We start from the raw sequence: 12,779 nt of genomic DNA on the forward strand, positions 1-12,779 counted from the left end.
CATGGCCGAGTTCACGATGCCGTCGCTCGGCGCCGACATGGACGAGGGGACGCTCCAGGAGTGGCTGGTGCGCCCCGGTGAGCGGGTCCAGCGGGGTGATCCGGTCGCGGTGGTCGAAACCGCGAAGTCCACGATCGAGGTCGAGTGCTTCGAGACCGGAACGGTGGGAGAGTTGCTGGTTGAGCCCGGAAGGACGGTGCCCGTGGGCACCCCGCTCGCGCTGATCGAAACGGCGACGGGGAAAGGGAAACCGGAGAAGCCGAGGAGGAAGCCGCCGCGGGGTCGCAAGCCGAAGGTCACGCCGCCACCGGAGCCTGTCTCGCGGCCTCCGCCCGAGTCCGTTTCCGCCGGTGCCCACGGGCCCCCCGTCGCCCTTTCCCGGGAAGAACCCGCCTCTCGCGAGGCCGTCCCCCTGGTCCGGCAGCTGGCGCGGGAGCGTGGTGTCGACCTGGAGACTCTCCACGGTTCGGGCCCTCACGGACGCATCACTCGCTCTGATGTCAAGCGCGCTGCCGCCCGGCAGCCGCGAGCGCGGATCACCCCTCTCGCCCGACGGCTGGCCGGGGAACTGGGGGTGGACCTCGCCGCCGTGACGGGGACCGGCAGACACGGCGCTGTCCGGGCCGATGACGTGCGCAAGGCTGCTCCCGGTCCCGTAGCCGCCCCGGTGAGCGGCCGCGCTGTACCGGCGCGCACGGCTGACGACCGAGCCGGGGGCATGCGCCGGACGATCGCCGGCCTGATGGCACGTTCCAAGCGGGACATCCCGCACTACTATCTGTCCACCACCGTGGACATGGCCGCTGCGATGGGCTGGCTGCGCGAGCACAACCGGCGCAGCCCGGTGGGCGAGCGGCTGCTCCCCGCCGCCCTGCTGCTGAAGGCCGCGGCCCTGGCGGCGCGGGAAGTGCCCGCGCTCAACGGTTTCTGGACCGAGGACCACTTCACCGAGGGCGACGGTGTGCACCTGGGCGTGGCGGTGTCCCTGCGTGGTGGCGGGCTTGTCGCCCCCGCGCTGCGCGACGCCGACACGCTTGCCCTGCCGCAGTTGATGGCCCGCCTGAAGGACCTGGTCACCCGGGCCCGCGAGGGGCGGCTGCGAGGTTCCGAGGTCTCCGACCCCACCATCACGGTCACCAACCTCGGAGATCAGGGAGTGGAGAGTGTTCTCGGCGTGATCTACCCGCCGCAAGTGGCCCTCATCGGGTTCGGGCGCCTCGTCGACCGTCCCTGCGCCGTCGATGGGCTGCTGGGCGTACGGCCGACGGTCACGGCCACCCTCTCCGCCGACCACCGGGCAACCGACGGCGCCATCGGGGCCCGCTGTCTGACCGCGATCGACCGTTTCCTGCAGCATCCGGAGGAGCTGTGAACCGCACCGAAGCAGCGGACGTGGTCAAGGAGTCCCTGGCGCAGGTCGTGCCCGGCGCCGACCTCGCCGCCCTGCGCCCGGACGACGCCTTCCGCGACGCCCTCGAACTCGACTCGCTGGACTTCCTGAGCTTCATCGAGACGCTCAGCGAGCGCACGGGCGTCCGCATCGACGACGAGGACACGCCGCGGCTCACCACGCTGTCCGACTGCGCCGGGTTCCTCGCCTCGCGCACGGAGTGAGACGGTTGCCGGCTGCCGTCACGCTTTCCGGTGGACTAACTCATGAAGTGGTGGAGGGGCTTCGAGGTCGGTCGGGGCGACGGACACGAGGAGGTTGGCGGGGCCACTGCGTTGCGAGTGGCCCTGTACCGGTCCCACACGCGCCAGCTGGGATGGACGCCGAATCCGCTGGCACCGATACGAAAGGCCCTCGATGACCAGGTCGCGAACCCGTCCGTTCATGCAGGTCGATATGTTCTCCACGCTTCCCTACGGTGGCAATCCGGTCGCGGTCGTCCTGGACGGCACGGACCTGACAGATGAGGAGATGCAGCGCCTGGCGCGTTGGACGAACCTGTCCGAGACCACGTTCGTGCCGTCCTAGCCCTCGAGCCCGACCTGTCCCTCATTCCGACCGCGATGGTCGGTGCGATCGGGGCCCACCCCGAGGGATCCGGGCACCGAGGACGCAACCACGTTCGCCGCCGGCGCCGTCGAGCCGCGGGGCCAGGACTTCTACACCCGCTCCGGCAACCCCAACCACGCTCAGGCCGCCGCCGTCGTCGCGGAACTGGAGGGCACCGAGGGCGCGATGGTCACCGCGTCCGGCATGGCCGCGATCACCACCGCGGTGCTCGCCCTGGTGTCCTCCGGCGACCATGTCATCGGGCAGAAGTCCACCTACGGCGGCACGGCCTCGGTCCTGCTGAACCTGCTGCCGCGCCTGGGCGTGTCCACCACGCTGGTCGACCAGAGAGACCCCGAGGAGTTCGAGAAGGCCCTCACCTCCAAGACCCGGCTGATCTTGGTGGAGACACCGAGTAACCCGCTGCTGCAGATCACCGACCTGCGGGCCGTTGCCGGCCTGGCCCGCGCCCACGGTGTGCTGACCCTGGCGGACAACACCTTCGCCACCCCGCTGAACCAGCGCCCGGCGGACTTCGGCATCGACGTGGTCTGGCACAGCGCGACGAAGTACCTCAACGGCCACTCCGACGTCTCCGCCGGAGTGCTGGCCGGACCGGCGAAGATCCTGGACCGGATCTGGGACACCAGCCTGCTCACCGGCGCCACCCTCGGCCCCACCGACCCATGGCTGCTGCTGCGCGGCATACGCACCCTGCCGCTGCGCGTTCCGCGGCACAACGACAACGGCCTCGCCCTCGCCGAGGCACTGAGCAGCCACCCGGCGGTGACACGCGTGCACTACCCGGCCGCGCTTCCTCACCTCCGGCGACGTCGTCGAGTGCGCGGTCACCGGACTGGGCGCCCTGCGCAACACCGTCAGCAAGCGGACGAAGGAGGGCTCCTGCGAAGCCGCACGCGCCGCGGCTGCCTGTCCTCGCGGCGGACTCGCTGCCGCAGCCGCCGCGAGGCCAGGCAGCAAGCCGCTCGCGGACAACTCCCCGACCCCGACCGACCACCCCCCCCGTACACAAGGACGACTCCATGCGGCTCTCCTCCAGCGGCCGGCGATACGCCACATTCGCATTCGGAGACCTGACAGTGACTTCACTGCGCGACGGCCACGTCGACATGCCGCCGACACGGCTGCGCGACAAGAACGGACACCCGCTTGCGGAGCTGCCGGACACGGTCCCACTCGTCGGCGGCAACCTGCGGCTGTCGGTCAACGCGTTCCATGTCACCGACGGAACCGCAGCAGTCCTCATCGACACCGGCGCATCCAACGCCTGGCACTCCACCATGGGATCGCTCCTCGACGCCCTCGACGAAGCCGGAATCGACCGCGGCGACATCACCGACGTGGCGATCACCCACAACCACGAAGACCACGTGGGCGCCCTCATCGCACCCGATGGCTCCGAGGCGTTCCCCGACCTCCGACGCGTGTGGATCGGCGTCGGCGACACAGCGGTATTCACGGGGCGGCTCGAGCCCGTCCGCGGCCGAGTCGTCCCCGTCACCGGCAAGGTCGCGATCAACGACTGGGCGACGGCCGTCCCGACCCCCGGACACACCCCCGGCCACACCGTCTACGGGGTCAGCAGCAGCGCCAGCCGGCTCCTCGTCTGGGGCGACACCGTGCACGTACCGTCACTGCAATTCGCCCAGCCGGACGTGTCCTGGGAACTCGACGGCGCACAGCCACAAGCGCGCAAAGCACGCACCGCGCTCCTCGAACAACTCACCAGGCCCGGATACTTCGTCGCCGGCGCCCATCTGGACTCGCCCGGAGTGGGACACGTCACACGCGAGGGCACTGGCTACGCGCTTGAGTACCTTGCGCCAGCGCTCGTCTGAATCTGTCAAGCACGCACCTGTGGCCGATGCCGCGATTCGGCACCTGCGCAGCGCAGAGAAAATCGAACCGGACAACGCCAGCACGAGCAGGCCTCGTTGACATCCAACATAGTCGGCACAGGTAAGCGGCCGGCGTTCGACTACCTTCGCTGTCAAAGGACAGCAGCGAACAGGGGGCCTGCGCGGCGTGCCACCGGGCCTTCCCGGTGGCGGGGCCGCGGGATGGCGGTGGTCTGACCGCTTGGCCTGGGATCATGCGCGAGGTCCCTGTCAAGGAGCCATGCACCCGGATGTCCACAGCTTGTCACGGGCCGCGAGTGCGGGCGTCGGAGAAGGCAACGTGACCGCGGCCCGTGGCCGGGGAGGGATCTGAGCTCGGGGACTTGGCGGGTCCTGCTGCTGGATGCCTGTCGCCGGGGTGGTGCGGACAGGCTCCTCGCCGTCGCACCGTACTTCGGCTGCGCCCGGCAGGACCGCCGCACGCGGGCGGGCCGGCCGGTGGGAGTCCGGGTCGTGGCTGAGGCCCTCGAGGTGCGGGCGCGGACCGGCCTCGTCATGGGCGCCGCACACCGCCGCACTGGAGGCGGTGTGCGGCATACCGGTGGAGGCGGCGGTCCGGGTCCTATACCCATGCGGGGCCGCTCCGGACATGACCGTGGCCGCGACCCATGGCCTCCTGACGGCAGACGCCCGGGACCGGGCTCGGACGGCTCCCGCTCCGCAGCGTGCTCGTCACGGACACGCTCGCCACGGGGTAGACGCAGGGACTGCCGCTTCAGCTAAGCCGTCGTAGCGACGGCAGACCATGTCAACGGGGAGGGGAGCCGATACGCCCGCATGGTGGTGCCAATCGTCCCGTCCGGTCCATCACGGCCGTGTCGGAGGCGGATTTCCCGCGCACCCGACGGGAGATGTGCGCAGATGGGCCCCGCAGGCGTTGAACGGCGAGGCCCGAAGCGTCAGGACGCGGGTCCGGCCGGGCGAGGAGTGTCGGCACGATGACGTGGACAGTTGACGGCCCCGGCGGTGAGGGCCTTGCGAACGCGGCCGATCGGTGGGGTGGGTCGGGGTGAGCACGTCGAGTTCCTCCCCGGCCGACGGAGCCGTGCTCGGCAAGGACGGCCTGGCAGCCCTGGTGGACGTACTGCTGACGCGCGGATTCACAGTGATCGGCCCCACGGTGCGGGACGGTGCCATCGTGCTGGCCGAGCTGGAGGCGGCCGACCAGTTGCCGTACGGATGGGGTGTCGATCTCGAAGCCGGACAGTACCGATTGCGGTCGCGTACTGATGGCGCGGCTTTCGCCAACGCAGCGGGTCCCCAATCGTGGAAGACCTTCCTGCACCCCGCACGGGTACGTCAGTGGAGGGCTGAGCGGGCGGGTGGAGAGCTGGTCATCGAGACGGACGACACCCCGCCTCCCCGCTACGCGTTCCTCGGCGTCCGCTCCTGCGACCTGCGGGCCATCGCCGTCCAGGACCGGGTGCTCACGGCGGGGCCGCACTCCGACCCGGTCTATCGGGGCAGGCGGTCCGGGGCGCTTCTGGTGGCGGTCGAGTGCACTGAGCCCGGGGGGACCTGCTTCTGTGTCTCGATGGGTACCGGGCCCGCCGCCGGTCCCGGATACGACCTGGTGCTGACCGAACTGGTCGATGGCCAGGGGCACCGGTTCTGGATCCGCGCGGGCAGCCCCGAGGGCGCCGAGGTCCTCGCGGAACTGCCCGGCGAACCGGCCTCCGACGCCGTCTGCCAGGCCGCCGTGGACGCCGTCGCGTCCGCCGCCGAGCGGATGGGCCGCACCATGCCGGAGACCGACCTGCAGCGGCTGATGGCGGAGACGCTGGAGGCACCCCGCTGGGACGACGTCGCCTCCCGGTGTCTGACCTGCGGCAACTGCACCATGGTGTGCCCCACCTGCTTCTGCACCACCACCGAGGACGTCACCGACTTGACCGGGGACCACGCCGAACGCTGGCGAGTCTGGGACGTCTGCTTCGACCTGGACTTCTCATACCTGCCGGGCGGACCGGTGCGCTCCTCGTCGCGCAGCCGGTACCGGCAGTGGCTCACCCACAAACTGGGCACCTGGTACGACCAGTTCGGGTCGTCGGGGTGTGTGGGCTGCGGGCGGTGCATCGTCTGGTGTCCGGTCGCCATTGACATCACCGAGGAGGCCGCGGCCTTGCACGACTGGACCCGGCGCACGGAGGACGAGCTGTGATGACCGCATGGCCACTGCTGCTGGACACCCTCCCGCAACGCCAGCGGGAACGATTGTTCTCACTCGCCGACGAGCGTGACTTCCGCGCGGGCAGCACCCTGTTCGACGAGGGCGGGGTCGCTGACCGGTTCTGGCTGATCCGCTCCGGCGAGGTCGCCCTGGATGTGTATGTTCCCGGCCGTCGGGCCCAGGTGGTGGAGACTCTCGGGTCGCGGCAGCAGCTCGGATGGTCCTGGATCTTCCCGCCGTACCGCTGGCATCTGGGTGCCCGGGCGCTGGGGGCCGTGCGGACCTGGGAGTTTCCCGCGGCAGAGGTGCGTGAGCTGTGCATGGCCGATACGGAACTCGGATACGAGCTGATGCTGCGGTGCGCGGCGCTGATCGCCGACCGGCTCCAGGCCACCCGGTTGCGGTTGCTCGACCTGTACACGCCGCACGGAAGCGTTCCGTCGTGACCACCGTGCCTGCGTCGTACCGGGTGACCGCCGTCTCGGCGGAGAACGCCGACTGCGTCTCGCTGGACGTGGCACCCGTGGGGCGGGCGCTGCCCGACTTCTCTCCGGGACGTTTCGCCATGCTGTACGCCTTCGGCGTCGGTGAGGTGCCGATCTCGGTCAGCGTCATCGGCGACGGCCACCGCCTGGTGCACACGGTGCGCGCCGTCGGCGCGGTCACCACAGCGCTGTGCCGGCTCCAAACGGGGAGCGCGCTGGGCCTGCGCGGCCCTTACGGCACCGGTTGGGATCTCGACGCGGCGGCCGGATCCGACCTCCTGGTGGTCGCGGGCGGCATCGGGCTCGCCCCGCTGCGTCCTGCGGTGCGTCACGTACTCGATCACCCCGGACGCTACGGCCGCCTTCATGTGCTGATCGGGGCCCGCACCCCCGAGGATCTGCTCTACCGGGAGGAACTGGAGCACTGGCGGCGCACCTCGGCGCAGGTGGAGGTCACCGTGGACCGGCCCGTCCCCGGCTGGCGGGGGAGCGTGGGCGTGGTCACCACCCTGCTGGACCGGATCGAAGTGGCCCCGGACCGCACCGCAGCGCTGGTCTGCGGGCCCGAGGTGATGATCCGGCACACGGCCCGGGCGCTGCTCGCCCGCGGCCTTCCGGCGCACCGCGTCCAGGTGTCGCTGGAGCGGAACATGCGCTGCGGCACCGGCCACTGCGGTCACTGCCAGCTCGGACCGTTGCTGCTGTGCCGGGACGGCCCGGTGGTCGGCTACGACCGCGCCCGGTCCCTGCTCGCCGTCAGGGAGCTGTGACATGGAACGCGATCCCCGCCCCTCCCTCGCCGTGTGGAAGTTCGCCTCGTGCGACGGCTGCCAGCTGACCCTGCTCGACTGCGAGGACGAACTGCTCCCGCTCACCGACCGGGTGCGCATCGCACACTTCCTGGAGATGTCCGGCGCAGAGGACTTCCGGGAGCCGGCCACCCTCGCCGGGACCGGACCGTACGACCTGTCCCTGGTGGAGGGGTCCATCACCACCGACGAGGACGTCCGGCGCATCCACCACATCCGGCGGATCTCCCGCCGCCTGGTCACCATCGGGGCCTGTGCCACCGCCGGGGGCGTCCAGGCGCTGCGCAACTTCGCGGACGTCGAGGAATTCCGGGCAGCGGTCTACGCCAGTCCGGAGTACATCGCCACTCTGGACACCTCCACCCCCATCTCGGCGCACGTGCCGGTCGACTTCGAGTTGCGCGGTTGCCCGATCGACCGTGGCCAGCTGCTGGAAGTGATCACAGCGTTCCTGGCAGGGCGAAAGCCGAATGTCTCCGGCCACAGCGTCTGCTTCGAGTGCAAGCGGCGCGGCACGACCTGTATCACCGTCGCCCAGGGCATCCCCTGTCTGGGGCCGGTCACCCACGCCGGGTGCGGCGCCCTCTGCCCCGCGTACGGGCGCGGATGTTACGGCTGCTTCGGGCCGGTCGCCCACCCCAATCTGGAGTCCATGGTGCGCCAGTTGCGGCACGACGGCATGACCGAGCGGGACATCGTGCGCGTCTTCCGCACTTTCAACGCGGCCTCGCCCGAATACGGCCCCGTACCGGAACTCGCGGCCCAGGAGTCCACTGAGCCCCCGGCGGAAGAAGAGCGCCGATGAGCCACCGCGGATCCCGTGTGCTGCGGCTGGACGCACTCGCCCGGGTGGAGGGCGAAGCGGCCCTTCACCTGGCCGTGCACGACGGGACCGTTGCCGAGGCGCGGCTGCGGATCTACGAGCCGCCGCGCTTCTTCGAAGCGTTCCTGGTCGGCCGCGGCCACCACGAGCCGCCCGACATCACCGCCCGGATCTGCGGGATCTGTCCCGTCGCCTACCAGATGACGTCCTGTCAGGCTGTTGAGCGGGCCTGTGGGGTGACGGTCGACGGACCGCTCGCGGAGCTGCGGCGGCTGCTCTACTACGGCGAATGGATCGAGAGCCAGTCCCTGCACATCCATCTGCTGCACGCCCCCGACTTCCTCGGCCACCCCAGCGCGGTCGAACTCGCCCGCGTGCACCGCGCGGCCGTAGAACGCGGCCTGCGGATCAAACAAACGGGCAACGCCATCATGGAGCAGCTCGGCGGACGCGCCATTCACCCCGTCAACGTCCGTGTGGGAGGCTTCTACCGCGTGCCCGCCCCGGCCGAACTCGACCCGCTGGCCGAGCGGCTGCGCCGGGCCCATGATGACGCGCTGGAGACCGTGCGCTGGGTGGCCGGCTTCGACTTCCCGGATGCCGCCTACGACGGGCCCCTGCTGGCGATGCGCGACCCCGGCCGGTACGCCATCGACTCTGGCACCCCGGCCGTCCTGCCCCCGTCTGCGGACAGGAGTTCGGCCGGTGCCGACCCGGTACGGGCTTTTCCTGTGGAGCAGTTCGAGCGCCATGTAGCAGAACGGCAGGTGCCGTACTCGACTGCCCTGGTGTCCGAACTGGACGGCCACCACTACCTGACCGGCTCACTGGCCCGGTACGCGGTCAGCGGACAGTGGCTCCATCCCTCGGCCCTCGATGCGGCGCGGGAGGCGGGGCTCGGCGACCCGGTCGCCGGTGCGGTGTGCCGCAATCCGTTCCGGAGCATCATCGTCCGCGCCGTCGAGGTGACCCACGCCGTGGCCGAAGCGCTGAGGATCATCGATGCCTACGAGCCGCCGCCGCGGCCGCACGTCAAGGTGCCGGCCCGCCGGGCGACCGGGTGCGCGGCCACCGAGGCACCGCGCGGACTGCTCTACCATCGCTACGCCATGGACGCCGACGGCACCCTCACCCTCGCCCGTATTGTGCCGCCCACCGCACAGAACCAGTCCGCCATCGAGTACGACCTCCGCCGCCAGGTGCAGTCCCGTCTGAACGGGCCGGGTGAGCCGGCCGGGGACGAGGAGCTGACCGCGCTGTGCGAGCGGGCCGTCCGCAACCACGACCCGTGCATCTCCTGTTCCGCGCATTTCCTCGACCTGACGGTGGAGCGCGGATGACGGGCCGGGTGGTGGTCATCGGCGTGGGCAATCCGTTCCGCCGGGACGACGGTGTCGGCCCGCTCGTCGCTGAGGCCCTGCGCACCCGAGTACCCGAGGGCACGGTGCTGACCGACAGCGACGGCGAGCCCGGGAGGATGCTCGGTCTGTGGCGCCGTCAGGATGCCGTCGTCGTGGTCGAAGTGGTGCACGCCCACCCCGGTCAGCCGGGGAGGTTGCACACCCTGACGGCGGAGCGGGCCGCGCGATGCGCCGTACGCTCCGCCAGTACCCACGCCCTCGGGCTCGGCGAGACCTTCGCCCTGGCCGCCGCGCTCGACCGGATGCCGCGGGAGCTGACGGTGTACGCGGTGGAAGGGAGCGACTTCGGCCTCGGGCGGGGGCTCAGCACCGGGGTGGCCGACGCGCTTCCCGAGATGATCCGCCACGTGGCCAAGGCCATCGACGAGGCGCACGACCGGCTTCGGCACGCGAGCGCGCTGACCGATGACCGGGGAACCGCATAGTCCCGCCGCCCACAACCTTCGTCGCCGCCTAAGCCGTTCGGGGTGCCGTGGGCCGCCGCGCGGGCGTGGTTTCCCACAGTGGCCGGTCCGGTTCCTAACATGACGGACGGCCTGGGCGGACGGACTTCGTGCACGGCCGGGACCGGGAACCCCGCACAGACTCATGACCACACCGGACGGAAGCGCCGTGCCCATGGAACAACCATTCGTCGTGGGGGGGGGGGGGGGCGGGGGGGGGGGGGCCCCCGGGGGGGGCCCCCCCCGCCCCCCCCCCCCGGGGGGGGGGGGGGGGGGGGGGGGGGGGGGGGGGGCGCGCCGGGGGGGGGGGGGGGGGGGGGGGGGGGCCCCCCCCCCCGCCCCCCAAAAACAAACCCCACCCCCCCCCGCGGCCCCCCCCCCCAACAAAAAAATCGTGGGGGGCGCCCCCCGCCCCCCCCCCCCCCCCCCCCCCACGACGGATGGCCCACACCGGCCGATCCGACGCCTGGTGGAGATCGGCGGCGTGGTGCAGGGTGTCGGATTCCGTCCGTTCGTCCATGCCTTGGCCACCGAGCTGGGCTTGGCCGGGCAGGTGGCCAACGATCCGACGGGAGCCCGGATCGAGATCGAGGGCCGCCCCGACGCGGTGGCCGCCTTCTGCCACCGGCTGACGGCGGACGCACCCCCGCTGACGGACATCGTCTCGGTGTCCACAACCGAGCTGCCCCCGGCCGGGGCCCCAGGGTTCGCGATCCTGCCCTCCACGATGGGCCACGGCCGCACTCTGGTCCCACCCGACGCCGCCACCTGCGAAGCCTGCCTGACGGAGCTGGCCGATCCGGCGGACCGCCGCCACCGACACCCGTTCATCACCTGCACCGACTGCGGCCCACGCTTCACCATCACCACCGCGACGCCCTATGACCGGGCCACGACCACCATGGCGTCATTCCCGATGTGCCCGCACTGCGCGGCGGAATACAAGGACCCCTCCGACCGGCGGTTCCACGCCCAGCCGGTCGCCTGCTGGGCCTGTGGGCCACGACTGAGACTCACCGGCGCCCTACGCCGGGACGGCAGGGCCGCGTTGGCCGAGGCACGGCGCATGCTGGCAGCCGGAGCGATCCTCGCGGTCAAGGGCATCGGGGGGTATCACCTGGTCTGCGACGCCACCGCTCCGACGGCCGTGGGCGAACTTCGGCGTCGCAAGGCCCGTGGTGACAAGCCGTTTGCCGTCATGACGCCCGATCCTGGCACCGCCGTCCGGCTCGGCCACCTGGGCCCGGGGGAGCGCCGTGTCCTGATGGGGCGGTCCCGTCCCATTGTGTTGCTGCGCCGCCGAGACCCGTTCCCGCTCGCACCGCAGGTCTGTCCGGGCAGCCCGGACATCGGGGTCATGCTGCCCTACACCCCTGTGCACCGGCTGCTGTTCGGCCTTCCGGGCGATCCACCGGGCCCCGGCGTACTGGTCGTGACCAGCGGGAACATCTCCGGTGAGCCGCTGGTCACCGATGACCGGGAGGCGATGCTCCGCCTGGACGGGCTGGCCGACGCCTGGCTTTGGCATGACCGGCCCATCGCGGTGGCCTGCGACGACTCGGTGGTCCGGGTCCGCGCGGACGGTTCGCCCCTGCCGATCCGCCGCTCGCGCGGCTTCGCCCCGGCGCGCATCCGCCTTCCGGTGGCGGTCCGGCCGGTCCTCGCGGTCGGTGGCGATCTGAAGAGCACTCTGTGCCTGGCAGAGGGCGACTCCGCCTGGCTGTCCGCCCACATCGGGGACATGGACGGCCCGGCCACCCAGCGGACTTTCGAACGCGCCGAGAGCCATCTGCGGGCGCTCACCGGCGTCGAGCCGGTCCGCGTCGCCGCCGACTGCCACCCCGGCTATCGTTCCACGCGATGGGCGCGCCGCGATGGCCGGCCGCTCACCCTGGTCCAGCACCACCACGCCCACATCGCCTCCGCCATGGCGGAGCACGGGCTGGACGAGCCGGTCATCGGTGTCGCCTTCGACGGCACCGGCTACGGCGACGACGGCGCCGCCTGGGGCGGCGAGGTGCTGCTGGCCGACTACGCGGGCTACCGCCGCCTGGCGCATCTGGCGTACGTCCCCCTGCCCGGCGGTGACGCCGGGGTGCGCAATCCGTACCGGATGGCCCTCTCGCACCTGCGCGCTGCCGGAATCGCCTGGTCGTCCGACCTGCCGTGCACGACCGCCTGCCCGCCGGAGGAACTGCGCCTGCTGGACACCCAGCTGGCACGCGGCCTCGGCTGCGCGCCGACGTCCAGCGTGGGGCGGCTGTTCGATGCCGTGTCCTCGCTGGTGGGCATCTGCCATCGGGCGGGCTACGAGGCCCAGGCCGCCGTGGAGCTGGAGGCCGCGGCGGTGACCGCCGGCCGGGTACGGGAGGGCTACGCCTTCGAACTCGGTGAGCCCGCGCCGCTGCTGATGGCGATCGTGGCCGATCTGCGCGCGGGTGCAGGGGCCCCGCTGATCGCTGCCCGTTTCCATCTGGCGGTCGCCGGTGCGGTCCGCACGGCCTGCCGGAAGGCATCTCGGAGCACGGGAGTGCGGACGGTCGTCCTCACCGGCGGGGTGTTCGCCAACGCCCTCCTGGACGGGATGTGCACCGCCGGGCTGGCCGAGGACGGACTCACCGTCCTCGGGCACACGGTGGTCCCGCCCGGCGACGGCGGCCTGGCCCTGGGACAGGCAGTGGTCGCCGCCCGTGTCACCGACATCTGAGGG

The 12,779-nt window shown here is 71.7% G+C and carries 13 protein-coding genes; all 13 read left to right on the top strand.

Going from position 1 to position 12,779, the window contains the following annotated elements:
* Position 1 precedes the first annotated feature (1 nt).
* The 13 genes from ACFYOY_RS39005 (at position 2) to hypF (ending at position 12,776) form a co-directional block, all read left to right on the top strand.
* Complete coding sequence (locus tag ACFYOY_RS39005; protein WP_388592368.1) at positions 2-1,372, top strand: dihydrolipoamide acetyltransferase family protein; 1,371 nt, start codon at positions 2-4, stop codon at positions 1,370-1,372.
* On the top strand, positions 1,369-1,614 hold the full coding sequence (locus tag ACFYOY_RS39010; RefSeq protein ID WP_388592371.1) for an acyl carrier protein: 246 nt from the start codon (positions 1,369-1,371) through the stop codon (positions 1,612-1,614). Before ACFYOY_RS39005 ends, ACFYOY_RS39010 begins: the two co-directional genes overlap by 4 nt.
* Before the next feature lie 193 nt (positions 1,615-1,807).
* Positions 1,808-1,978 (top strand): PhzF family phenazine biosynthesis protein, encoded by a 171-nt coding sequence (locus ACFYOY_RS39015; RefSeq protein ID WP_388592373.1) that lies wholly within the window; start codon positions 1,808-1,810, stop codon positions 1,976-1,978.
* A gap of 42 nt (positions 1,979-2,020) precedes the next feature.
* Positions 2,021-3,097, top strand: a complete 1,077-nt coding sequence (locus ACFYOY_RS39020; protein ID WP_388592375.1) for a trans-sulfuration enzyme family protein — start codon at positions 2,021-2,023, stop codon at positions 3,095-3,097.
* Positions 3,098-3,099: 2 nt separating this feature from the next.
* On the top strand, positions 3,100-3,858 hold the full coding sequence (locus tag ACFYOY_RS39025) for an MBL fold metallo-hydrolase (RefSeq protein ID WP_388592379.1): 759 nt from the start codon (positions 3,100-3,102) through the stop codon (positions 3,856-3,858).
* A 399-nt stretch (positions 3,859-4,257) separates the two neighbouring features.
* Entirely contained in the window at positions 4,258-4,641 is a 384-nt protein-coding gene (locus tag ACFYOY_RS39030; RefSeq protein ID WP_388592437.1) for a ribose-phosphate pyrophosphokinase-like domain-containing protein, read from the top strand.
* A 286-nt stretch (positions 4,642-4,927) separates the two neighbouring features.
* Complete coding sequence (locus ACFYOY_RS39035; RefSeq protein WP_388592382.1) at positions 4,928-6,079, top strand: 4Fe-4S dicluster domain-containing protein; 1,152 nt, start codon at positions 4,928-4,930, stop codon at positions 6,077-6,079.
* Positions 6,079-6,534, top strand: a complete 456-nt coding sequence (locus ACFYOY_RS39040; protein WP_351903510.1) for a cyclic nucleotide-binding domain-containing protein — start codon at positions 6,079-6,081, stop codon at positions 6,532-6,534. The genes ACFYOY_RS39035 and ACFYOY_RS39040 overlap by 1 nt, the downstream gene beginning before the upstream one ends.
* Positions 6,531-7,343, top strand: a complete 813-nt coding sequence (locus ACFYOY_RS39045; RefSeq protein WP_351903513.1) for an FAD/NAD(P)-binding protein — start codon at positions 6,531-6,533, stop codon at positions 7,341-7,343. The genes ACFYOY_RS39040 and ACFYOY_RS39045 overlap by 4 nt, the downstream gene beginning before the upstream one ends.
* 1 nt (position 7,344) lies before the next feature.
* Positions 7,345-8,187: an oxidoreductase gene (locus ACFYOY_RS39050; RefSeq protein ID WP_388592386.1), complete on the top strand. Its 843-nt coding sequence runs from the start codon at positions 7,345-7,347 to the stop codon at positions 8,185-8,187.
* Positions 8,184-9,545, top strand: coding sequence for a nickel-dependent hydrogenase large subunit (locus ACFYOY_RS39055; RefSeq protein WP_351903519.1), 1,362 nt, complete (start codon positions 8,184-8,186; stop codon positions 9,543-9,545). Before ACFYOY_RS39050 ends, ACFYOY_RS39055 begins: the two co-directional genes overlap by 4 nt.
* Positions 9,542-10,051 carry a hydrogenase maturation protease gene (locus ACFYOY_RS39060; RefSeq protein WP_388592391.1) on the top strand — a complete coding sequence of 170 codons (510 nt, stop codon included), beginning with the start codon at positions 9,542-9,544 and terminating at the stop codon, positions 10,049-10,051. The genes ACFYOY_RS39055 and ACFYOY_RS39060 overlap by 4 nt, the downstream gene beginning before the upstream one ends.
* 493 nt (positions 10,052-10,544) lie before the next feature.
* A complete protein-coding gene (hypF, locus tag ACFYOY_RS39065; protein ID WP_388592439.1) occupies positions 10,545-12,776 on the top strand; it encodes a carbamoyltransferase HypF in 2,232 nt (743 codons plus the stop codon).
* Positions 12,777-12,779 lie beyond the last annotated feature (3 nt).

The sequence above is a fragment of the Streptomyces sp. NPDC007875 genome (assembly GCF_042868035.1).
Taxonomy (GTDB): Bacteria; Actinomycetota; Actinomycetes; order Streptomycetales; family Streptomycetaceae; genus Streptomyces; species Streptomyces antimycoticus.

Bases quoted from the DNA above. Each gene is read 5' to 3' on its own strand.
- ACFYOY_RS39060 (WP_388592391.1), top strand. From the start codon at position 9,542: ATGACGGGCCGGGTGGTGGTCATCGGCGTGGGCAATCCGTTCCGCCGG.
- ACFYOY_RS39050 (WP_388592386.1), top strand. From the start codon at position 7,345: ATGGAACGCGATCCCCGCCCCTCCCTCGCCGTGTGGAAGTTCGCCTCG.
- ACFYOY_RS39005 (WP_388592368.1), top strand. From the start codon at position 2: ATGGCCGAGTTCACGATGCCGTCGCTCGGCGCCGACATGGACGAGGGG.
- ACFYOY_RS39015 (WP_388592373.1), top strand. From the start codon at position 1,808: ATGACCAGGTCGCGAACCCGTCCGTTCATGCAGGTCGATATGTTCTCC.
- ACFYOY_RS39040 (WP_351903510.1), top strand. From the start codon at position 6,079: ATGACCGCATGGCCACTGCTGCTGGACACCCTCCCGCAACGCCAGCGG.
- ACFYOY_RS39055 (WP_351903519.1), top strand. From the start codon at position 8,184: ATGAGCCACCGCGGATCCCGTGTGCTGCGGCTGGACGCACTCGCCCGG.